Source organism: Pseudomonas sp. NPDC087346, from assembly GCF_044744235.1.
Taxonomy (GTDB): Bacteria; Pseudomonadota; Gammaproteobacteria; order Pseudomonadales; family Pseudomonadaceae; genus Aquipseudomonas.
In genome coordinates, this window is the sequence record NZ_JBIUXX010000080.1 from 588 (window position 1) to 20,519 (window position 19,932).

The 19,932-nt window shown below is 57.7% G+C and carries 24 protein-coding genes; 9 read left to right on the plus strand and 15 right to left on the minus strand.

Going from position 1 to position 19,932, the window contains the following annotated elements:
• The 3 genes from alc to puuE all read right to left on the minus strand — a co-directional run.
• The coding region (gene alc, locus ACIOZM_RS28495) for an allantoicase (RefSeq protein WP_401220200.1) at window positions 1-673 on the minus strand (673 nt) is incomplete at its 3' end.
• A gap of 87 nt (window positions 674-760) precedes the next feature.
• The gene (uraD, locus tag ACIOZM_RS28500; RefSeq protein WP_401220203.1) at window positions 761-1,276 is read right to left on the minus strand and encodes a 2-oxo-4-hydroxy-4-carboxy-5-ureidoimidazoline decarboxylase; all 516 of its coding nucleotides are present in this window, start codon (window positions 1,274-1,276) and stop codon (window positions 761-763) included.
• A complete protein-coding gene (gene puuE, locus ACIOZM_RS28505; protein ID WP_401220205.1) occupies window positions 1,273-2,199 on the minus strand; it encodes an allantoinase PuuE in 927 nt (308 codons plus the stop codon). Before puuE ends, uraD begins: the two co-directional genes overlap by 4 nt.
• Window positions 2,200-2,625: 426 nt before the next feature.
• Here puuE and uraH point away from each other — a divergent pair, with 426 nt between their 5' ends.
• Window positions 2,626-2,979, plus strand: coding sequence for a hydroxyisourate hydrolase (gene uraH / locus ACIOZM_RS28510; protein WP_010456673.1), 354 nt, complete (start codon window positions 2,626-2,628; stop codon window positions 2,977-2,979).
• 193 nt (window positions 2,980-3,172) lie between these two features.
• Here uraH and ACIOZM_RS28515 read toward each other — a convergent pair whose 3' ends face one another.
• The 3 genes from ACIOZM_RS28515 to ACIOZM_RS28525 all read right to left on the minus strand — a co-directional run bounded on the left by ACIOZM_RS28515 (window position 3,173) and on the right by ACIOZM_RS28525 (window position 5,970).
• Window positions 3,173-3,799 carry a LysE family translocator gene (locus ACIOZM_RS28515; RefSeq protein ID WP_401220209.1) on the minus strand — a complete coding sequence of 209 codons (627 nt, stop codon included), beginning with the start codon at window positions 3,797-3,799 and terminating at the stop codon, window positions 3,173-3,175.
• A 91-nt stretch (window positions 3,800-3,890) separates the two neighbouring features.
• Window positions 3,891-5,240, minus strand: a complete 1,350-nt coding sequence (locus ACIOZM_RS28520; protein WP_401220211.1) for an NCS2 family permease — start codon at window positions 5,238-5,240, stop codon at window positions 3,891-3,893.
• 283 nt (window positions 5,241-5,523) lie between these two features.
• On the minus strand, window positions 5,524-5,970 hold the full coding sequence (locus ACIOZM_RS28525; RefSeq protein ID WP_401220213.1) for a MarR family winged helix-turn-helix transcriptional regulator: 447 nt from the start codon (window positions 5,968-5,970) through the stop codon (window positions 5,524-5,526).
• An 82-nt stretch (window positions 5,971-6,052) separates the two neighbouring features.
• Here ACIOZM_RS28525 and ACIOZM_RS28530 point away from each other — a divergent pair, with 82 nt between their 5' ends.
• Window positions 6,053-7,219 carry a PLP-dependent aminotransferase family protein gene (locus ACIOZM_RS28530; protein WP_401220215.1) on the plus strand — a complete coding sequence of 389 codons (1,167 nt, stop codon included), beginning with the start codon at window positions 6,053-6,055 and terminating at the stop codon, window positions 7,217-7,219.
• 165 nt (window positions 7,220-7,384) lie between these two features.
• Here the strand turns inward: ACIOZM_RS28530 and ACIOZM_RS28535 are convergent, their stop codons facing one another.
• From ACIOZM_RS28535 to ACIOZM_RS28550, 4 genes are all read right to left on the minus strand, one after another.
• Window positions 7,385-7,756 (minus strand): glutathione S-transferase N-terminal domain-containing protein, encoded by a 372-nt coding sequence (locus ACIOZM_RS28535; protein WP_401220217.1) that lies wholly within the window; start codon window positions 7,754-7,756, stop codon window positions 7,385-7,387.
• A gap of 103 nt (window positions 7,757-7,859) precedes the next feature.
• A complete protein-coding gene (gene folE / locus ACIOZM_RS28540; RefSeq protein WP_401220219.1) occupies window positions 7,860-8,411 on the minus strand; it encodes a GTP cyclohydrolase I FolE in 552 nt (183 codons plus the stop codon).
• A 23-nt stretch (window positions 8,412-8,434) separates the two neighbouring features.
• The gene (gene folM / locus ACIOZM_RS28545) at window positions 8,435-9,145 is read right to left on the minus strand and encodes a dihydromonapterin reductase (RefSeq protein ID WP_401220222.1); all 711 of its coding nucleotides are present in this window, start codon (window positions 9,143-9,145) and stop codon (window positions 8,435-8,437) included.
• 114 nt (window positions 9,146-9,259) lie between these two features.
• Window positions 9,260-9,829 carry an antibiotic biosynthesis monooxygenase gene (locus ACIOZM_RS28550; protein ID WP_401220223.1) on the minus strand — a complete coding sequence of 190 codons (570 nt, stop codon included), beginning with the start codon at window positions 9,827-9,829 and terminating at the stop codon, window positions 9,260-9,262.
• A 213-nt stretch (window positions 9,830-10,042) separates the two neighbouring features.
• Between ACIOZM_RS28550 and ACIOZM_RS28555 the strand changes: the two genes are divergently transcribed.
• Window positions 10,043-11,002, plus strand: a complete 960-nt coding sequence (locus ACIOZM_RS28555; protein ID WP_401220225.1) for a MerR family transcriptional regulator — start codon at window positions 10,043-10,045, stop codon at window positions 11,000-11,002.
• A 3-nt stretch (window positions 11,003-11,005) separates the two neighbouring features.
• On the opposite strand, the gene ACIOZM_RS28560 is transcribed toward ACIOZM_RS28555, so the two are convergent.
• Both ACIOZM_RS28560 and ACIOZM_RS28565 read right to left on the minus strand, forming a co-directional pair.
• Entirely contained in the window at window positions 11,006-11,611 is a 606-nt protein-coding gene (locus ACIOZM_RS28560; RefSeq protein ID WP_401220227.1) for a hypothetical protein, read from the minus strand.
• 54 nt (window positions 11,612-11,665) lie between these two features.
• Window positions 11,666-12,142 carry a PAS domain-containing protein gene (locus ACIOZM_RS28565; RefSeq protein ID WP_401220230.1) on the minus strand — a complete coding sequence of 159 codons (477 nt, stop codon included), beginning with the start codon at window positions 12,140-12,142 and terminating at the stop codon, window positions 11,666-11,668.
• A 153-nt stretch (window positions 12,143-12,295) separates the two neighbouring features.
• On the opposite strand from ACIOZM_RS28565, the gene ACIOZM_RS28570 reads away from it, so the two are divergent.
• Complete coding sequence (locus tag ACIOZM_RS28570; RefSeq protein WP_401220232.1) at window positions 12,296-12,751, plus strand: flavodoxin; 456 nt, start codon at window positions 12,296-12,298, stop codon at window positions 12,749-12,751.
• Here ACIOZM_RS28570 and ACIOZM_RS28575 read toward each other — a convergent pair.
• Complete coding sequence (locus ACIOZM_RS28575; RefSeq protein WP_401220235.1) at window positions 12,741-13,628, minus strand: LysR family transcriptional regulator; 888 nt, start codon at window positions 13,626-13,628, stop codon at window positions 12,741-12,743. The two genes, ACIOZM_RS28570 and ACIOZM_RS28575, sit on opposite strands and share 11 nt — an antisense overlap.
• A gap of 96 nt (window positions 13,629-13,724) precedes the next feature.
• Between ACIOZM_RS28575 and ACIOZM_RS28580 the strand changes: the two genes are divergently transcribed.
• From ACIOZM_RS28580 to ACIOZM_RS28600, 5 genes are all read left to right on the plus strand, one after another.
• Window positions 13,725-14,111, plus strand: a complete 387-nt coding sequence (locus ACIOZM_RS28580) for a CidA/LrgA family protein (RefSeq protein ID WP_401220238.1) — start codon at window positions 13,725-13,727, stop codon at window positions 14,109-14,111.
• Complete coding sequence (locus ACIOZM_RS28585) at window positions 14,101-14,787, plus strand: LrgB family protein (RefSeq protein ID WP_401220240.1); 687 nt, start codon at window positions 14,101-14,103, stop codon at window positions 14,785-14,787. Before ACIOZM_RS28580 ends, ACIOZM_RS28585 begins: the two co-directional genes overlap by 11 nt.
• Window positions 14,788-14,918: 131 nt before the next feature.
• Entirely contained in the window at window positions 14,919-15,701 is a 783-nt protein-coding gene (locus tag ACIOZM_RS28590) for a class II aldolase/adducin family protein (RefSeq protein ID WP_401220243.1), read from the plus strand.
• Entirely contained in the window at window positions 15,701-16,603 is a 903-nt protein-coding gene (locus tag ACIOZM_RS28595; RefSeq protein WP_401220245.1) for an alpha/beta fold hydrolase, read from the plus strand. Before ACIOZM_RS28590 ends, ACIOZM_RS28595 begins: the two co-directional genes overlap by 1 nt.
• A gap of 204 nt (window positions 16,604-16,807) precedes the next feature.
• Window positions 16,808-17,719, plus strand: coding sequence for an SDR family oxidoreductase (locus tag ACIOZM_RS28600; protein WP_401220248.1), 912 nt, complete (start codon window positions 16,808-16,810; stop codon window positions 17,717-17,719).
• A gap of 42 nt (window positions 17,720-17,761) precedes the next feature.
• Here the strand turns inward: ACIOZM_RS28600 and ACIOZM_RS28605 are convergent, their stop codons facing one another.
• Together ACIOZM_RS28605 and ACIOZM_RS28610 are read right to left on the minus strand one after the other, a co-directional pair.
• Entirely contained in the window at window positions 17,762-18,022 is a 261-nt protein-coding gene (locus tag ACIOZM_RS28605) for a hypothetical protein (protein ID WP_401220251.1), read from the minus strand.
• Window positions 18,019-19,932 (minus strand): S-type pyocin domain-containing protein (locus tag ACIOZM_RS28610; RefSeq protein ID WP_401220253.1); only part of this gene is annotated, 1,914 nt, incomplete at its 5' end. The genes ACIOZM_RS28605 and ACIOZM_RS28610, both read right to left, overlap by 4 nt.

Sequence of the window (19,932 nt, forward strand, 5' to 3'; positions counted from 1 at the left end):
CCGCATGAGCAACATCCTCAACCCAGCCGTCGCCCATGTTGATGCCACGGCCCGGGTTGAGGATGTTGCTCATGCGGCCGAAGTGTTCGTCGGAGCAGGCGAGGGCGCGGCCACCATTCAGGGCTGCTGCCAGATCGACTTGCTCGTTGTCGCCAACAGCCGACCAGTCGCGGTGCGGTACGCCGTACACGCGCAGACGGGCAACACCGCCGTCCGGGTAGATGTTGAAGCGCAGGTGGCTGAAAGCCTTGTCGTTGCTGATTTCGTGGTAGTGGTGGCTGTTGCCCTGCAGCTCGACGGCCGACAGCACTTCAGTCCACTCGGTGTTTTCGTCCGGCTCGCCCGAGGCCAGGAAGCACGCTTCCAGAGAGGCCGAAGGCGGGAAGTTGCCGGTGAAGAATGAAGTGTCGATGTCCACGCCTTTGATCGAACCCGGAACGCCCAGGCGGATTACCGCGCTGTCATAACCTTCGAAGCGCTTGCGACGCGATTCCCAGCCGTCCATCCACTTGCCGTTGTCATCGAACACGCCCTCCTTCCATACGGCCGGGGTCGGTTGGAACAGACGATTGGCGTCTGCGAACCAGTCATCGGTGACCGAAATGATCTTGGTGCCCAGACGGGCATCGGCCAGGTTGACGAACTTCTCGAAAGGTACGGCGTAAGCTTTCATTCTTCTTGTCTGCCTTTAAATAAGTGGCTTGGGATGCTTGCGAGGCCCTGGGTGCTCTCCGCGTTTGATGCACTCGGGCCAGGCTTGCTAAAGAGTCAGTAAACGGAACAGGGCAATCTTGTTGATCTCCGCCAGCGCGCACTTGAACTCGGTTTCTACCGAATTATTAATGCGCGTTTCGAACGCCGCGAGGATCTGATGCCGGTTGCTGCCTTTTACCGCCATGATGAAGGGAAACTTGAACTTGGCTTTGTAGGCGTCGTTCAGCTCGGTGAAGCGCTGGAACTCTTCGGCCGTGCATTGGTGAATACCGGCGCCAGCCTGTTCATTGGTGCTGGCTTCGGTCAACTGGCCCTGGACGGCAGCTTTGCCGGCCAGGTCCGGGTGAGCGTTGATCAGGGCAAGCTGGCTTGCATGATCGGCGCTCAACAGGATGTCGCTCATGCGCTGGTGCAGGGTTTCGATCTCGTCGATCGATGCGTCCTGGCCCAGGTCGAAGGCCTTTTCGGCTACCCATGGCGAATGTTCGTAGATGTCGGCGAAAGCTTTGACGAAGGCGTCACGGCTCAGGGTCGACGGTTTCAGGGTTTGAAAGGTGCTCATTTGGCGGCCCCTTGGTACGGGTGGGTTTCGTGCCAGTGGCGTGCGATATCGACGCGACGGCTGAACCACACCTGTTCATGACTTTTGGCGTATTCGATGAAGCGCTTGAGTGAAGCGATGCGACCCGGGCGGCCGATCAGGCGGCAGTGCAGACCGATCGAAAGCATTTTCGGCGCTTCGGCACCTTCGGCGTAGAGCACGTCGAATGCGTCTTTGAGGTATTCGAAGAAATCGTCACCCTTGTTGAAACCCTGCACTTGAGTGAAGCGCATGTCATTGGTGTCCAGTGTGTACGGGATCACCAGGTGCGGCTTGCCGGTCGGGTTGTTCGGTTCCCAGTAGGGCAGGTCGTCGTCGTAGGTGTCGCAGTCGTAGAGGAAACCGCCTTCTTCCATCACCAGCTTACGGGTGTGCGGGCCGGTGCGACCGGTGTACCAGCCCAGCGGACGTTCGCCGGTGAGTTCGGTGAGGATGCGGATCGCTTCGAGCATGTGCTCGCGTTCCTGCGCTTCATCCATGTACTGATAGTCGATCCAGCGGTAACCGTGGCTGCAGATCTCGTGACCGGCTTCGACCATTGCGCGGATCACATCCGGATGGCGCTGCGCGGCCATGGCCACGGCGAAGATGGTCAGCGGAATATCAAATTCCTTGAACAGTTTCAGAATCCGCCACACGCCGGCACGGCTGCCATACTCGTAAAGCGATTCCATGCTCATGTTGCGCGCGCCTTGTAGCGGCTGAGCGGCAACCATTTCCGAGAGGAACGCTTCCGATTCTTTGTCACCGTGCAGGATGTTGCGCTCGCCGCCTTCTTCGTAATTGAGTACGAAGGACAGGGCAACGCGGGCATTGCCCGGCCAGTGTGGGTGAGGAGGGTTACTGCCGTAACCGATCAGGTCGCGTGGGTAGTCAGCGCTCACTGCAGTCTTCCTTCTTATTCGTGACGACTTGTTCAAGGTCAGATGGGTGTGACGGGCTGGCGTCACAGCGATGGGCTGATTGTATACAACTTTAATCTGATTTTGTAAGCCTGAATTTTCGCATTTTTCACCGACTGTCATCTTTTACTGTTAAGGACGTAGCCTGCAAGAAACCTGCCTGACCAGTCAGCTAATGGTTAAAGGGTTCAATGCTTATATGGTTTGACGGTGATTCAGAGGGAAATCCCCGGATGACGGGGGTAATGCGAAAAATGTCGTTTTTATTGTGTACAATTTTTTTGAAAAGTGTCTTAATCAGTCGCTCGCCGCAGCTTTTCGTGCTCCGAAACGGTGCGGTCTCCTTTTTAACTGACTTCGGGAGGCGCGAAGTCTGACTGCTTCCACGCAGGCAGGCGCGCAGAATCAATGGGACGTTTGACTACACACGTTTTGGACGCTGCACACGGTTGCCCGGGCAGTTCGATCAAGGTCGAGCTGTACCGCGTTGAAGGTTCGCAACTGGAATTGGTCGCCAGTGCGATTACCAACAGCGATGGCCGGGTCGATGCACCGCTGCTGCAAGGCGATGACTACCGTTCCGGGGTTTATCAGGTTCAGTTCCATGCGGGCGATTACTACCGCGCCCGTGGCGTACAACTGCCGGAGCCGGCGTTCCTCGATGTAGTGGTGCTGCGTTTCGGCATCTCTGCAGAACAGGATCACTACCATGTGCCCCTGCTGATTTCGCCGTACAGCTATTCCACGTACCGGGGCAGCTGACCCCCAAGCGGCTGCCCCCACCGGGAAGCGACTGCGCATATAGCTTCTTTGGTCTTTCGCCCGCTCACACTGCGGGCTTTTTTTCGTCTGCTGGAAAGTGGTGTCTGGTCTGAAGCCATCGCGAGCAGGCTCACTCCCACAGGAGAATGCATTCCTACTGTGGGAGCTAGCCTGCTAGCGATGCTTTTTGCTCTTAGCGGCTCAGCAGCGAAGCAGCCCCGGCACCGCTGAACAACCCTGCACTGATCCGGTTGAACCAGCTCTGCCCCTTGCCACTACGCAGATAGCGCGCAGCACCGTGTGCACCGAGCCCGTAAGCCAGCTTGCAGCACAGGTCGAGCACGGTCCAGGTGGCGATCATGATCAGCAACTGCGGCAGGAACGGCTGTTCGGCGCTGAGGAACTGCGGCAGAAACGCGGCGAAGAACAGAATGTCTTTCGGGTTGCTGGCGCCCAGTACAAACGCGCGGCCGAACAGTGCACGAAAGCGTGGTACTGGGGCTGCTTGTGGCACTTCTGCGCCAACCGCTGGCTGACGCGATTGCTGCCAGCTCTGCCAGGCGAGGTAGAACAGATACAACGCACCAACGATCTTCAGCGCGCTGAACAGTTGTTCCGACGCCAGCAGCAGTGCGCCAAGCCCCAGCGCCGAAGCACTGAGCAGGCAGATCGAGGCAAACACGCCGCCAAGAAATGCCGGGTAAGAACGGCGCAGACCGTAATTCAGACTGTTGCTGATCATCAGCAAAGACAGTGGCCCCGGAATGAGGATCACCACCAGCGCAGCGCCGCTGAACAGCAGCCAGGTTTCCAGACTCATCACTTTCCTCCTTTTTTTATTGATATCAAGAATGTGCAAAAGCCCCACCCGCGAGGGTGAGGCTGTTTTCAATCGCGTACCGCTTTCGCGTTTACAAGAAGATGAACTTGGCGATGAAGATCGCGCAGAGCACCCACAGGCTCACGGAAATTTCTTTGTACTTGCCGGTGCCGGCCTTCAGCGCCACGTAGGTGATGAAGCCCAGTGCGATGCCGTCGGCGACCGAGAAGGTCAGCGGCATCATGATCGCGGTGACGATTGCCGGAATGCTGTCCGTCGCTTCGTCCCACTCGATGTGGGCCATGCCGCCCATCATCAGCATCGCTACATAAATCAGTGCACCAGCGGTGGCGTAGGCGGGAATCATGCCGGCCAGCGGAGCGAAAAACATCGCTGCTATAAATAGCACACCAACGGTGACTGCGGTAAGACCAGTCCGACCACCAGCGGCCACGCCGGCAGCACTTTCTACATAGCTGGTGACCGGTGGGACACCGAGCACTGCACCGAATACGCTGGAAGCACTGTCGGCTTTCATTGCGCGGGAGAGGTTTTCGATGCGGCCGTCAGCGCCGACCAGATTGGCGCGCTGAGCAACACCCATCAACGTACCGGCGGTGTCGAACATGTGCACAAAGAGGAAGGCCAGCACCACGCTGATCATGCTGACGTTGAACACGCCGGCAACGTTCATCGCCATGAAGGTCGGGGACAGGCTCGGCGGGGCCGACATGATCCCTTCGTAATGCACCAGCCCCAGACCCCAACCGGCGAGGGTCACGGTGATGATGCTGATGAGGATCGCGCCGAACACCTTGTGGTAGCTGAGGATCGCGATCATCAGGAAGCAGATGGCGGCGAGCAGCGGGCCAGGTTCGCGCAGGGAACCGAGTTTGATCAGGGTCGCCGGGCTGTCGACAACGATGCCGGCGGTTTTCAGGCCGATCAGCCCGAGGAACAACCCGACACCGGCTCCCATCGCAAAGCGCAGGCTGACTGGAATACTGTTCAGCAGCCATTCACGAATCCGCGAGAACGTCAGGATCATGAACAACACACCGGAGACAAACACCGCACCCAGCGCGGTTTCCCAGTTGTAGCCCATGGTGCCGACCACGGTGTAGGTGAAGAAAGCGTTGAGGCCCATGCCCGGTGCCAGACCCACCGGCCAGTTGGCGTACAGGCCCATCAACAGGCAGCCCAGTGCGGCGGCGATACAAGTGGCGACGAACGCCGCACCGTGGTCAATCCCGGCATCGGCCATGATGTTCGGGTTGACGAAGATGATGTAGGCCATGGTGATGAAGGTTGTCAGACCGGCAATCAGCTCGGTCTTCACCGTGGTGCCATGCAAGCTGAGTTTAAAGATGCGCTCCAGCAGGCCACTGCGTAATGGCGGCGAGAGTTCCAGCGTCGATGCTTCGGATTTGCGGCTTTCCACAGCGAGTACTCCTCAAGAGTTTTATTGTTATTTCCAGGACTGGACCCATGAGGGGTGGCAGCAGTCCTTTGAGGCAGACACGAATTTGTTGACCATGCGGTCAGGAACTCGCACGCAGTGGATTATGCTTTTGTGTACAAATAAAGCAAATATTGTTTTTGGTTTTGTTTACGAAAGTTCCGTTGATAGGGATATATCGCCAATCCGGGCCATCGCCAGCAGGTTTTGTGAACACCGCAAAACCACTGTGGGAGCCAGCCTGCTGGCGATGGGGCCACAACTGTCAATCAATAGCTGCCTGACTGTTCCCCAACGCCATATTCACCGCCAACCACCCATTCACCGCCGCCTCCCCAGCCTCGGCAAACACCCGCTCCAGCAATTTCACCTGCTCACGCCGCAACGCCTGCTCGAACTTCGCACCTTCCGCCGTCAATTCCAGCAGCCGCTTACGTTTATCCGTCTCGGACGCAACGCTGTCCACCAGATGCATTTCCTGCAACTGCCGCAGCGGCATGTTCAGCGCCTGCTTACTCACACCGAGTAAGGCCAGTAACTCCTTCACACTCAAATTCGGATAGCGGGCGATAAAAAACACGATGCGTTGATGCACCCGCGACAGCCCGCGTCGCTCGAGCATTTCATCCGCCTTGGCGGTGAATGCCTGATAGCCGAAAAAGAACGCTTCCATCGCCTGTTGTTGGCTGGCGGGATTTTTAAGGTCAATCATGTTGACGCTTCCACTCGAGTTGTCGTAATTTCAGTCAACAAGTTTGACTCATTTTTCACATGCCTCGCTACCGGTGACTTCCATGGCTTTTTCCGAACGTGTCTCGCGCCTTAAAAGTTCTTTGATCCGTGAAATCCTCGCCGCTGCCCAGCGTCCGGAAGTGATGTCGTTCGCTGGCGGCTTGCCTGCCGAAGCCATGCTGCCAAAAGTCGAATGGACCGATATGCCGCTGTCCATCGGGCAATACGGCACGAGTGAAGGCGAGGCGGCGTTGCGTGAAGTGCTGGCGGCTGAGGCGAGGGCGCTGGGCCTGGCGTGTGAGGCCAGTCAGGTGTTGGTGGTCAGCGGTTCCCAGCAGACACTGGATCTGGCAGCCAAGTTGTACATCGACAAAGGCACCCAAATTCTCCTGGAAGCGCCGACTTATCTGGCAGCGCTGCAAATTTTCCAGCTGTTCGGCGCCGAGTGCCTGACCGTACAGCAAGAAGCCGACGGCCCTAACCTCGCGCAATTGCGCAGTCGTCTTGAGCAACATCGCCCGGCATTTATCTACCTGATCCCGACGTTCCAGAATCCATCCGCCGTGCGCTATAGCGAAGCCAAACGCGCCGCCGTCGCTGCGTTGCTCGACGAATTCGGCGTGACACTGATTGAAGATGAGCCCTACCGCGAGCTGACCTTCGATGGCGGCAGCGCGCAACCGATCGCCGGGCGCCTGAAAAAATCCAGCTGGATCTACACCGGCACCGTGTCAAAAACCTTGCTGCCCGGTTTGCGTGTCGGCTACCTGATCGCCAGCCCGGATCTGTTTCCGCATTTGCTCAAGCTCAAGCAATCCGCCGACCTGCACACCAATCGCATCGGCCAGTGGCAGGCCCTGCAATGGATCGGCAGCGAGAAATATCAGCGGCATTTAACTGAGTTACGCGGCTTTTACCGTGAGCGGCGAGATGCGTTTCAACTGGCGCTGGAAAAGCATTTTGCTGGTCTGGCGGACTGGAACGTGCCGCAGGGCGGGCTGTTTTTCTGGCTGACGCTGAAGCAACCGCTCGACACTCGCACGTTGCTCGATGCGGCGCTGGCCAATGACGTGGCGTTCATGCCCGGCGAGCCGTTCTTTCCAGAGCCGGAAAACAATCTCGGGCATCTGCGCCTGAATTTCAGCCACATCGATCCGGCGCGGCTGGACGAAGGGCTCAAGCGATTGGCGGCGGTGGTTCGAGAGGCGCAGCTGGATAAAGCGGCCTGAAAAAAATAAACCGGCTCAAGGGCCGGTTTATTTTTGTCTGGATTTTATGGCGACTGGGCGGGCCTCATCGCTAGCAGGCTAGCTCCCACAAGTATTCTGAATACTGCAGATCACTGTGGGAGCTAGCCCTGCTAGCGATAGGGGCCATTAGCCCCACCAAAGATTTCAGACCGCAGCAAACCGCTTATCCAGATAATCAATAATCACCTTGGACTCATACATCCAGGTCGTCTGCCCATTCTCTTCAATACGCAAGCACGGCACTTTGACCCGGCCGCCCTGTTCCAGCAGCGTCTGGCGATCCTGCTCGTTGTTCTTCGCATCCTTCAGCGCCACCGGCACATTCAAGCGACGCAAGGTGCGGCGGGTTTTCACGCAGAACGGGCAAGCGTGGAACTGATACAGGGTCAGATCCTTTGCAGCAGAATCCACCTGAGCCTGAGCGGCGGCAGGGCGCTGCTTCTTGCCCGGGCGGGTGATGAAGTCGATGAGGATGATCAGTTGGCCAAGGCCGACACGAAGCGCTTTTACGAACACGTTGAAAGCCTCACGGTGCGAATTGAGAAAGGCGCGCAGCTTACCCGATTTTTCATGGACGAAAAAAAACCGGCGATCAACGCCGGTTTTTTTCTGTCGCAAATTACTTGATCAGGCTGAGAAACTCGCTGCGGGTCGCCGCGTTTTCGCGGAACTCACCCAGCATCACCGAAGTGATCATCGACGAATTCTGTTTCTCGACACCGCGCATCATCATGCACATGTGTCTGGCCTCGATGACCACGGCAACGCCGGCGGCATCGGTGACTTGCTGCACCGCGTCGGCGATTTGCCGGGTGAGGTTTTCCTGAATCTGCAGACGTCGGGCGAACATGTCCACCAGTCGCGCAATCTTCGATAACCCCAGCACCTTGCCTGTCGGAATATAAGCCACATGGGCCTTGCCGATGAAGGGCAGCAGGTGATGTTCGCACAGCGAGTACAACTCGATGTCGGCGACGATGATCATCTCATCGCTGTCAGACGCGAACAGCGCACCGTTGACGATCTCGTCGACACTCTGCTCGTAGCCGTGACACAGGTATTGCATGGCCTTGGCCGCGCGTACCGGGGTGTCGAGCAATCCTTCTCGGTCGGGGTCTTCACCGAGGCCGATCAGGATCTCGCGGTAATTCTCGGGCAGTGAGCGGGTCATGGAACATCCTCGCAGGGGCGGCTTTATTTGACGTGCCGTCCGCCGTTGACGGTCAGGGTCGTGCCGGTGACATAAGAGTTGTCGAGCAGATAGCGCAGGCTTTGGTAGATCACTTCGCTGCCGGGCTCGATGCCCAGCGCGGATTTGGCCAGCGCCTTGGCACGGTACGCCGCGTCGTCGTCGGGATTGAACAATAACAGGGCCGGGGCAATCGTGTTGACCTTGATCGCCGGCGCATAGCGGGCGGCGAAGGACAGCGTCAGGCTGTCGAGCCCGGCCTTGGTGGCGCAATAGCCGATGTGCTTGCTGCTGCCCTTGCGGGTCACGTCGTCGCAGATGTGGACGATGTCGGCGGGGCTTGAGCGGTGCAGCAAGTCGGCGCAATGCAGGTTGATCAGATAGGGCGCGAGCATGTGTACGTTGAACATGCGGCTGAACGCTTCGGCTTCGTTACCCGCCGTTTCGGCCAGCCATTCGGAGGCGTTATGCACGATGGCGCGCAGGCTGTCGGTGTGGGTTTTCAGTTCGGCGGTGAAGGCGAGAATGGATGCCTCGCTGGAGAAGTCGGCGAATAGGCCGATAGCACCGAGATCGCGCAGGGTTTGCACGCCGGGGCGTTCGCTGCGGTAGGTGAAGATGACCCGGTGACCGTCTTCGAGCAGACGCTGCGCACAATGCAGGCCGACACGCTGGCCGGCACCGGTGATGAGGATCGGGGCTGCGGAAGAGGTCATGAACGGCTCGCGTCGCGGTTGGAGCAAAAACTATAACAGCGACGGCAGGCGTACACCTATCCCGAGGTTTACCTGCCCTTGTGGTAGCGAGCAAGCTCGCTCCCACAGAAGGGGTTACTGGTTTTGCGAGACGGGTTTGGCAGGCAAACGGCGCACAGGCGTGTTGTTCAGCCAGTTGGCGAGCAAGCGCGTCGACAGTGGAATGAAGAAGTAAACCATCAGCGGCGTCAGGCACAGCGTGCTGATGAACACCCGTGGCAGCAGGCTCATTTCACCGAGCAACGGCCCCAGTACGAAATTGAATAGAAGTGACACCGGAAAAAATGCCAGCCAGATCGCCACAGCCTGTTTCCAGCGCGGCGGACGTTGACCGACGGCACCGAACCAGCCTTCAATACCGCTGACCCGATGTTCTTTCGGATGCGCAAACAGATCGCTGCCGCGGTCCAGCCATGCAGTGCGTGAGGCCGAGTGTTCCCAGGCGTGCAGGGTCTGCTCATCGGCGAAGCGGAAAATAATCTGGAATTCGTTATCGCCCGGCGGTGGCGCAAGCACACCGGAGCCGAGATAACCGGGAAAGTCGGTGGCCAGTTGTTCGCCTTCGCGTAGCCAGGCAATCAGATCCTGGTAGCGGCCATCAGCGACGCGACGGGCGACCATCAGCGTGACGGGGGAAGTAGACATTATGTATCTCCGTATTACGTGCGCGTCATTCCGGGTAGGAAATTCGCCAGACGAAGGGCCGGGGTAGAGGCCCTGCGTTTTTTAACAAGCAAGGATTATTCCTGATTTTCGTGAACAAACCAGCTACTTTCGTCGCATATCTTCACTTGAACGCTATTAGGGCATCCAGAGTAGAATGGGATCCAATTCACCAACACGGACGTTCAACGCACAATGCCTGTCATAACGGATATGCGGCCTGCCTCGCAGGCATCTGTTGCGCTTGAGCGCGAAGATTTATTCCCTATCCGCGAAGTCTCGCGGATGACTGGAGTCAATCCGGTAACCCTGCGCGCCTGGGAACGGCGTTACGGTCTGATTCAACCAACACGCACCGAAAGTGGGCATCGGTTGTATTCGATGACCGATATCGAGCGTGTTCGTAATATTGTCGAATGGATCGATCGCGGTGTCGCCGTGAGCAAGATCGGCAAAATCCTCGCCAAGACCGAACCCTTGAAAGCGCTGGCGCATATCATTTCCGATGATTTGGTGCAGGCCGATTACCGGCAATGGCAGCATCAAGTGCAAAGTGCGGTGAGTGCCTTTGATGATGTCGAACTGGACCGGGTCTACGGACAGATTTTTTCTTCTTACTCATTGCCGGTGGTGTTTCAAGACATTCTGCTGCCGCTGTGGCGCCAACTGCTGCAGCGCCAGGATGCGTTCGGGCAAACCAGCGAGTGGCTGTTTTTCGACGGCTTTCTGCGGGCGAAGGTGTTGCATCGGATTATCGTGTTGCGCGGTTCTCAGCCGCGCAGAATCATCGTCAGCGCTCTGGCCGGGCAATGCCGGGAGCTTGAATTGCTGGTGGCCGCGCTGTTTCTCAGCGGTGGCGAAACAGGCGTTCGGGTACTGACCACCGGCCAGCCGTTCGACGAATTGATGCTGGTCTGCGAAAAGATCAAGCCTCAGGCGCTGGTGCTGTTTTCCAATCATGCTCCAGCCCCGGAACTGCCGCGCCGCTTGAATCGTCTGGCGTTGAGTCTCGATTGTCAGTTGTTGCTGGCGGGCGATGCGGCCGATCTGGCGCAGGACAGCCTTGGCGAGACTTCGATCGGCTGCCTGGGCAATGAAGGCGCCACCATGCGCCAACGGATGACGCAGATTCTCGCGGGTAAGCTCGATACCTGAATCTCAGGTGTGCAGGGCGGGGTGGGTCAGGCGATGTTGTTGCAGGATGAACTGGCGCAGGCGTTCGGTTTCGTCACTATCGGTCTGGCTGAGTTCGTAGGCGTAAAAGCCTTGTTCGGTTTCTCGTTCGAAGTTGCCGCGCAATGAAATCCGCTCATAACCTGAAGGGCTGAACCACAGGGCAAAGTGTCGGGGTGGTTTGGTCTTGTTGCGCATTTCCAGCAGCACGCCTTTGTGCGACACCTCGTGCACCCACATCATGCCTGGCTGGCCCTTGGCGTTTTCCAGTGCCACCGGCACTTCAAGCGCCAGACGCCATGGGCGAACCATCGGCCCGTCTTCGTAAATGCTCGGTACGCCAAGACGCAGATGCAACGCGTGAAACTCGTCTTCGACCAGATGCAGCGGGAAGGTCATTTGCTGATTTTCGAAGTTCGCCTGGATCGTCACTTGCTCGTGAGCGGCCAGGCGTGTCAGCAAGTCGCGGATCTGTGAACCACCATTTACCAGCAGGCTCGACGTCGCATCCCGCACATTGAGTTGCGGGTTGTGCTGCATGGTCTGGATGAAATCCAGCTCATCCTGAGTGAGAAGGGCGTCGCGCTGCATGGTTAACTCGTAAGAAATAGTTACAAAGTCATTGGTGATTGTAGTTAATGACAATTAGTTCGCTGCTTTGTTTTCACCGTTCGTCGCTTTCAGGGCTGCCAGCTCAGCGTGCAAGGCTGCTACCTCGGCCTCGAGTTGCGCCACACGCAGCTGGGCCTTGACCTGAACGGTCACATCCTTCTGCACACCGACGAAATAAGTCTGTCCGTCATCGGCATTTTTTACCGTCGAAAGCGACAGTTCATTCCAGAACGGCGTGCCGTCCTTGCGATAGTTGCGCAGGATTTCGCGGCACGATCCGCCGTCTTTCAGGACATTGCGGATCAGCGCCAGATTTTCCTGGTCGCGGTCTCCGGCCTGCAGAAAGCGGCAGTCCTGATAAAGGATTTCCTCGCTGGTGTAACCGGTCAGGCGTTCGAAGGCCGGGTTTACGTAAATCAGGATATTGTCCTGTTCCCCTTCCTTTTCCGCGACCACGATGCCGTCGTTCGACGCGTTGATCACCATTTGCAGCAGGCTCGCATTGATCATCTTTGAATCCATTCAGAGTTGTCGGAGGCTGGCATTCTAGAAGAACGGTGGGCGCTGTCTACTGGCCATTATCGCCAGTTGAGATCCAATCGCAGCTTTGCCGGTTTGGCTGTTACTATCGCCGCTCTTTTTTTCAGTTTCAGGATCAGATTGATGAAAGTCGCCATCCTCTCCGGTTCGGTTTACGGCACCGCCGAAGAAGTCGCTCGCCACGCCCAGAACCTGTTGAAAGCCGCTGGCTTTGAAACCTTCTACAACTCCCGCGCGAGTCTGGCGGACATTCAGTCCTTCGGCCCCGAAGCATTTCTCGCCGTGACCTCGACCACCGGCATGGGCGAGTTGCCGGACAACCTGCAACCGCTGTATTCGATGATTCGCGATCAATTGCCGATGGCTTGGCGTGGTTTGCCGGGCGCGGTGATTGCCTTGGGTGACGCCAGTTACGGCGACACCTTCTGCGGTGGCGGTGAACAGATGCGTGAATTGTTCGCTGAACTGGGCGTGCGCGAAGTGCAGGACATGCTGCGTATCGATGCCAGCGAAAGCGTAACCCCGGAAACCGACGCCGAGCCTTGGCTGGCTGAGCTGATCGCTACGCTCAAGGGTTGAAGGCACGCTCGCGCAGCAGCGCCAGCCAGGCCTGGGCGGCTTTCGACAGATAGGCGCCCCGACGCCAGATGAAGGCGATGTCCCAGCGCAGATACTCTGGCGCCTTCAAGGTCAGGCGCACCACGCCCGGTCGCTCCAGTGCCCGCGCCACCACGCTGGGCAGCAGCACCACGCCTTGGCCGGCGGCGACCAGTGCCGCGAGGAAATCCGCCTGACCGCTACGCCCGCCTTCCTTCGGCGTGAAGCCCATTTGCTGGCACGCCTGAAGCAAGCGGTCGTTGAGCACGAAGCTGCGCTGATACAGCAGAAATGGCGTCTCGGCCAATTCCTCCAGACCAATCTCACCGCGTGCCGCCAACGGATGATCCATCGGCAGCAGTGCATCCAGCCGCTCATCGCAGAATGGCTGAAAATCGAACTGCTCATCCTTGGGCAGAAGACTGCCGCCGATTTCCAGCTCGCCGCTGAGCACCGCTTGCTCGATGTTACGGCTGCCGCCTTCGAGCAATTGAATGCTGATGTTCGGATAACGCCGTCGGTACTCGGCAAACAATCCGGCAAACAGCGCATCGCTGCCCAGCAAGGGCAAACCAAGGCGCAATTCGCCGCGTGCCAGATGGCTCAGATCGTCGAGTTCGATGAGCAATTCATTGCGCAGACGCAGCATGCCTTCGGCTCGCTGCAGCACCACGCTGCCGGCGGCGGTCAGGCGCAACTGTGAACCCAGGCGTTCGAGCAGCGGCGTGCCGAGGCTCTGTTCGAGTTGCGCGACTTGCTTGCTCACCGCCGATTGGCTGATGTGCAAGGTTTTCGCGGCTTGAGTGAAACCGCCCTGATGCATGACTTCGACAAAACTGCGCAGCTGTTTGAATTCCATCTTCATGATTCCAGTTTGGAATAGCCTTGAGTCTAACAATTCGCTTCAGGGATGGCAGGCCGCTTCGTAAAATAACCACCTGTCAGGAGCAAAACCATGAACACCACAATCCTCAAGCATCTATCCCGTCTATTGGTCGAACTGGCCGTGCTGCTCGGCCTTTATTTGCTCGGCTGCCAACTTGCGGTGTGGCTGGCGTGGCCGATTCCCGGTGGGGTGATCGGCATGGGTTTGTTGTTGCTGGCTTTCGCCTTCGGCTGGGTCAAGCCGGCAGCGCTGCAATTGGGCGCGGGATTGTTGATGGCCGAGATGCTGCTGTTCTTTATTCCGGCGCTGATGAGCCTGCTTGATTACGGCGCGCTGCTGCGCAATGACGGCTGGCGGATTTTGCTGGTGATCGCCGCGAGTACCTTGATGGTGATGCTGGTGACAGCCTTCACCGTGGAATTGGCCGTGCGTATGAGGCGTTCCCATGAAGCTTGAATGGATGCCGATGTTCTGGCTCGCCTTCACCTTGTTGGCGTACCTGTTCAGTCGCTGGTTGTATCGGCGCACCGGGCGTTACCTGTTGTCGCCGCTGATTCTGGTGCCGGTTCTGTTGCTGGCGCTCGCAGTGCCGCTGCATACCGCGTATGCCGAATATTCGAGCAACACCCATTGGCTGATGCTGGTGCTGGGCCCGGTCACCGTCGCCTTCGCGGTGCCGATCTGGCAGCAACGACGCTTGCTGGTGCGGCATTGGTCAGCGTTGCTGCTGGGTATGCTCGCTGGCAGCGCGGCATCGATTGCTACCTCGTTCGGACTGGCTCGGGCATTGGCGCTGGACACCTCGGTGACGATGTCACTGGTGCCACGCTCGATCACCACGCCATTCGCCATGCCGCTGGCGCAGGATCTGGGCGGTGTACCGGAACTGACGGCGGTGTTCGTGATGTTCACCGGGGTCTTCGGTGCGATGCTCGGCGGGGTTCTGTTGAAATGGTTGCCGCTGCGCAGTGCGCTGGCGCGGGGTGCCTTGTTCGGCGTCGGCGCACACGGTGCCGGGGTCAGCCGGGCACATGAAGTCGGCGGCGAAGAGGGCTCAGTGGCAGGGTTGGTGATGGTTCTGACCGGGTTGTTGAACCTGTTTGCTGCACCTTTGTTGGCGTCGCTGCTTTGACGTGATGCCAGGCTATTTGCATGGCTGACTCGCTCAGTCATCAAGCTGGCTGGCAATGCAACTACGCGATCGCCTGCGCCTGACTAGACTGCTCACACGTGCCAAACAATAAGAACGCAGAGGTGCATACAGTGAGCGTAGCCCCCGTCCAATCGTCTCTTGATGTCAAAGCGCAGGTCAGCGCCGCCGAGTGGCAGACCCGTGTCGATCTTGCCGCCTGTTATCGTCTGGTCGCATTGCATGGCTGGGATGATCTGATCTTCACCCACATTTCCGCCAAGGTGCCGGGCACCGAAGATTTCCTGATCAATCCGTTCGGTTTGATGTTCCATGAAATCACCGCGTCGAGCCTGGTGAAAGTCGATCAGGCAGGCAACAAACTCATGGACAGCCCTTACGAAATCAACCCTGCCGGATACACCATCCACAGCGCTGTGCACGAGGTGCGGCATGATGTGGTTTGTGTGCTGCACACTCACACTGCTTCGGGTGTTGCGGTGTCGGCGCAAAAGCAGGGCGTGTTGCCGATCAGCCAGCAGTCGCTGTTCGTGCTGTCGAGTCTGGCTTATCACGCCTATGAAGGTGTGGCGCTGAATCACGAAGAGAAGGCGCGCCTGCAAGCCGATCTCGGCGAGAACAATTTCCTGATGCTGCACAACCACGGACTGCTGACCTGTGGCGGCACCATTGCCGATACTTTCCTGATGATGTTTACCTTCCAGCGCGCCTGCGACATCCAGGTGATGGCGCAGACCGGTGGCGCTGAACTGATCGCCATCGAACCGCAGATCCTCGCGGGCGCCAAAGCGATGATTGCCGGCGTGACCAAAAGTGCTCAAGGCATGGGTGGCGCGCTGGCCTGGCCGGCGCTGCTGCGCAAACTCGATAAACAAGACCCCGGATATAAACTCTAATGCCTCTTGCCGAGATTCCTCTGTGTGTCTGGCGCAAACGAAGTCAGACGTTCGTCTTTCGTGGGCAGTCGATCCGTTACTGGACGACGGGGCAGGGTGAGCCGCTGCTGCTGATCCACGGCTTCCCGACGGCCAGTTGGGATTGGCATTACCTGTGGCAGCCGTTGGCCCAACGGTATCGGGTGATCGCCTGTGACATGCTCGGTTTCGGAGATTCGGCCAAACCGTTGAATCACAGCTACAGCTTGCTGGAACAGGCTGATTTGCAGCAAGCGTTGCTGGAACATCTACGAATTGAGCAATCAGTGCACATTCTGGCTCACGATTATGGCGACAGTGTTGCTCAGGAACTGCTCGCCCGGCATTACGAAGGTTTGATCGACGTCGCCAGTTGTGTGTTCCTCAATGGCGGGCTATTCCCGGAAACCCATCGACCGTTACTGATGCAAAAATTATTGCTCAGTCCGTTGGGCTGGATGATCGGCCGTGCATTCACTCGCGATGCGCTGGTGAAGAGTTTCAACCAGATCTTCGGCCCGCAGACCCTGCCGACTGAAAGCGAAATGGATGATTTCTGGGGCCTGATCGAGACCCATCGCGGGCCACGGATCATGCATAAACTGATCGGCTACATTCCCGAGCGCCGGGTGCAGCGCGACCGTTGGGTTGCGGCGATGCAGCGGGGTGAAGTGCCGTTGCGGGTGATCGACGGTGAAGTCGATCCGATTTCCGGTGGGCACATGGTCGAGCGGTATCGCCAATTGATCGCTGATGCGGACGCCGTGCTGCTGCCGGGCATTGGCCACTATCCGCAGATCGAAGCGCCGGTGCAGGTGCTCAAGCACTATCTAGAGTTTCGCGATCAACTGGTTTTGCCGCCGCGCAAAGTGGCGTGCTCCTGAAAGATCAAAAGATCGCAGCCTTCGGCAGCTCCTACATAAATCTCCTGTAGGAGTTGCCGAAGGCTGCGATCTTTTGATCTTGGCTCGTCATCATCCCTCTGCCTTATTGCACACCATTCAGCCTCAGCCGTGTTCATTGTGACCAAAAGCCCCGTGCCTGACACTCGGGGTCAATATCCCATTGGCCTGCTGGAGTCTCCCCCGATGAGTGAATCTGTACGTTTCGAAGATAAAGTCGTGATCATTACCGGCGCCGGTGGCGGACTGGGGCGGGCCCATGCTTTGTTGTTCGCCAAACAGGGCGCCAAAGTACTGGTCAACGACCTCGGCGGCTCGGCTCAGGGCGAAGGCGCCAACGCTTCCGCCGCCGACCGCGTGGTGGCGGAAATTCGCGAGGCCGGAGGCATTGCCGAAGCCAACCATGACTCCGTCACCGACGGTGACAAGCTGGTGCAGAATGCACTCGATGTGTTCGGTCGCGTCGATGTGGTGGTTAACAACGCCGGCATCTTGCGTGACAAGACGTTCCACAAAATGGACGACGCCGACTGGGATCTGGTCTATCGCGTCCACGTCGAAGGCGCCTATAAAGTTACCCGTGCAGCATGGCCGCATCTTCGCGAGCAAAACTATGGCCGCGTAATCTTCACCGCTTCGACTTCCGGTATCTACGGCAACTTCGGCCAGTCCAACTACGGCATGGCCAAACTCGGCCTCTACGGCCTGACCCGCACATTGGCCATCGAAGGCCGCAAGAACAACATTCTGGTCAACGCCATCGCCCCGACTGGCGGCACCCGTATGACTGAGGGCCTGATCCCGCCACAAGTGTTCGAACAACTCAAACCGGAATTGGTCAGCCCGCTGGTGGTGTACCTGGGCAGCGAACAATGCCAGGAAACTTCCGGCCTGTTCGAAGTCGGCGGCGGCTGGATGGGCAAGGTTCGCTGGGAGCGCAGCCTTGGGGCCGGATTCGATCCACGGGTCGGGTTCTCGCCGGAGGATGTGGCGGCGCACTGGCAGCAGATCTGCGACTTCGAAGGCGCGGCGCATCCGAAGGACAATATTGAGGCGTTGAAGGAAATGATGGCGAATTTGCAGAAGTATTCGCTTTAAATAGTACGGCCACCAAGCTGGGCTTGGTGGCCGAGCAACCTATCAAATATATCTGTTTTCAGTCATGAATTTTGGGGCTTTCCATTTAGGACCTTTAAGAGCTAAGCCTTTATCCCCGTTTATTAGCACCCCAGCGGCGATGAGCCGGGTGTACGAGTCTTCGAGAACACCATATTTTTTGATCAAGTCTCGATTGTAGCGTCTGATCATCATGTCCAGGTGCGGGTTCGGTTTGAATAATGAGAAGACGGTGACGATGTCATCCAAAGGTTCGTTTTTTACAATTTGCTCAATGGTATTCATTGCCACATATCCTTCAAAAGTTTCTGATACTCGAGCGCGTCTTGTTTATCTCCCGCCTCTAAGGCCTCCGGCGTATACAATAAAGTTGGATCATCTTTAAGCTTGTAGTCCTCCAACGTAGCAGTATGAAGATTGTTCCATACGGGAGAATCTTTGTCCGGCATTTCTGTGTCGCCATACCCATGAGCTTTGAACCTTTCAAATTCCCTGATTTCATGAGTATAGAAACGTTTGTCGGTATCAGTGATTTCTAGTTCTCCTCGAAGAATTCTATGCAGCCGATCAATCATCATTTTATTAGCATCAGACTCTGGGAATTTTAAAGTGTGTAACTCTAAAACTTCCATACCTTCTTCTGAGACAACTGCAGGCGTCCATTCCAGATTCGAAATTTCTAGGCCGATGGCTTCCGCGTTGAATTCTCGCTCGCTGTGTTTTCCCTCATCGGTAGCCCCCTCATAAGGACTGCTAAACACCACATACAGCGGCGCAATTCCCGAATCATCCGGAAAGACGATGATGAAGTTTTCCCAGCCCTCGACTACCACCGGATGCAGATCCAGTCGTCCTTCAACGGGCACAATCGGGGCACCCGAATATGCAGGTGTTCCGGTGCCGACAATCGGCAGGTCAGTCGAACTGTTGCCCGGTGACACCGCGGGCGTCCAGGTCAGGAAGTCGGTTGGCGAGTCCGGCAGGGCGGTCTCATAGACGTCGTTCAACTGGTTGTAGGTTGCGTGCAGCACGGGTACATCTGAGCGCAGGTCGAAATCGTCGGTGCTGACGGCAAACACCTCCGCTCCTGCGCCGATGGATCTGTATCCCAGCCCTACGGGCAGATCGACGCTGCCCTGGCGGTCGGCAATTTCGCGCAGGGTCTGGGTGTCTTCCGAGGCCAGTTCGGCGAGCGGAACCGTCATGGCAAAGCGTTCGCCATTGCCCAGCCGAGACGGCATCAGCAACGCAGTGAAACCGACCAGCACGGAGCCCATCACCGCTGCGCTGGCCGTTGTTACTACCTGCACCGCTGAGCGCAGCGCCGTTTGTATCGCGGCGATTCTTTCGGGTGAGAGCACGATGGCCGTTGAGGTCAGGGAAAATGCCGGACCAGAGGCGGCCATGCCGGAAGCAGGGAAAACATGGTGAACCTCGGATGCCGCGCTTTGCTGATCGCGTTCCTGTTGTTCGGCTTGTTCCCTGGCTTCTTCGAGCAGGCGCTGAGCGTCGATCAGCGCGTCCAGGCGGGCCTGTTCCGCCGCCATTTGTCGGGCACTTGTTTCGGCGGCACTCCGCGCTTGCTCGAGAGCAAGACGTTGGGCTTCTGCCAATGCCGCTAGCCGTGCCTGCTCCCGAATGCGGGATTGCTCCTGCTCTCGGCGCCGGACATTGGCCATGTCTTTTTGCCGTTGTTGCTCAGATGCGATTCGCGCACGTTCGGCTTCGAGTCGTTGAGCTTCCGCCGCTGCGGCTTGCGTACGATCATTGGCTTGCACGCTGGCCAGCCAGTTATGAATGTTGGCTTGTTGTTGATGCAAAACGCTGAGTGTCTGGGCAAGCAGCCTTGCTTCGAGTGCCGCTCGATAAGACTGCTTCCACACATTCATCCCGGGACCGTTGGGGCTCAGAACCTTGTCCACTACTTGCGCGCGGGAGAGGAATTGATAGACGGTCTTGTCAGTGGGGTCGCTGCCGTAAAACTGGTGAGACAGGGTGATTTGCCGTTGCTGTTCTGCGGTTTTGCGCTGGATGACTTTATTGCGTACGTCCAATTCGCGCACGATTGCCGCTGCTGGCGGCAATGCATGCGTCGGCTCCTCCAGGCGTGTTGCCACCAGATCCGATTCGATGGTTTGCGGAATCCGGGCGGCCCTTGCCTGGTATTCGGTTTCCAGCGGGCCAATGAAATTTTG

What these genes read in the sequence shown, in the direction of transcription:
- uraD (WP_401220203.1), bottom strand. Translation starts at nt 1,276, where the DNA reads ATGAGCACCTTTCAAACCCTGAAACCGTCGACCCTGAGCCGTGACGCC.
- uraH (WP_010456673.1), top strand. Translation starts at nt 2,626, where the DNA reads ATGGGACGTTTGACTACACACGTTTTGGACGCTGCACACGGTTGCCCG.
- ACIOZM_RS28515 (WP_401220209.1), bottom strand. Translation starts at nt 3,799, where the DNA reads ATGAGTCTGGAAACCTGGCTGCTGTTCAGCGGCGCTGCGCTGGTGGTG.
- ACIOZM_RS28525 (WP_401220213.1), bottom strand. Translation starts at nt 5,970, where the DNA reads ATGATTGACCTTAAAAATCCCGCCAGCCAACAACAGGCGATGGAAGCG.
- ACIOZM_RS28530 (WP_401220215.1), top strand. Translation starts at nt 6,053, where the DNA reads ATGGCTTTTTCCGAACGTGTCTCGCGCCTTAAAAGTTCTTTGATCCGT.
- folE (WP_401220219.1), bottom strand. Translation starts at nt 8,411, where the DNA reads ATGACCCGCTCACTGCCCGAGAATTACCGCGAGATCCTGATCGGCCTC.
- folM (WP_401220222.1), bottom strand. Translation starts at nt 9,145, where the DNA reads ATGACCTCTTCCGCAGCCCCGATCCTCATCACCGGTGCCGGCCAGCGT.
- ACIOZM_RS28550 (WP_401220223.1), bottom strand. Translation starts at nt 9,829, where the DNA reads ATGTCTACTTCCCCCGTCACGCTGATGGTCGCCCGTCGCGTCGCTGAT.
- ACIOZM_RS28555 (WP_401220225.1), top strand. Translation starts at nt 10,043, where the DNA reads ATGCCTGTCATAACGGATATGCGGCCTGCCTCGCAGGCATCTGTTGCG.
- ACIOZM_RS28560 (WP_401220227.1), bottom strand. Translation starts at nt 11,611, where the DNA reads ATGCAGCGCGACGCCCTTCTCACTCAGGATGAGCTGGATTTCATCCAG.
- ACIOZM_RS28565 (WP_401220230.1), bottom strand. Translation starts at nt 12,142, where the DNA reads ATGATCAATGCGAGCCTGCTGCAAATGGTGATCAACGCGTCGAACGAC.
- ACIOZM_RS28570 (WP_401220232.1), top strand. Translation starts at nt 12,296, where the DNA reads ATGAAAGTCGCCATCCTCTCCGGTTCGGTTTACGGCACCGCCGAAGAA.
- ACIOZM_RS28575 (WP_401220235.1), bottom strand. Translation starts at nt 13,628, where the DNA reads ATGGAATTCAAACAGCTGCGCAGTTTTGTCGAAGTCATGCATCAGGGC.
- ACIOZM_RS28580 (WP_401220238.1), top strand. Translation starts at nt 13,725, where the DNA reads ATGAACACCACAATCCTCAAGCATCTATCCCGTCTATTGGTCGAACTG.
- ACIOZM_RS28585 (WP_401220240.1), top strand. Translation starts at nt 14,101, where the DNA reads ATGAAGCTTGAATGGATGCCGATGTTCTGGCTCGCCTTCACCTTGTTG.
- ACIOZM_RS28595 (WP_401220245.1), top strand. Translation starts at nt 15,701, where the DNA reads ATGCCTCTTGCCGAGATTCCTCTGTGTGTCTGGCGCAAACGAAGTCAG.
- ACIOZM_RS28600 (WP_401220248.1), top strand. Translation starts at nt 16,808, where the DNA reads ATGAGTGAATCTGTACGTTTCGAAGATAAAGTCGTGATCATTACCGGC.
- ACIOZM_RS28605 (WP_401220251.1), bottom strand. Translation starts at nt 18,022, where the DNA reads ATGAATACCATTGAGCAAATTGTAAAAAACGAACCTTTGGATGACATC.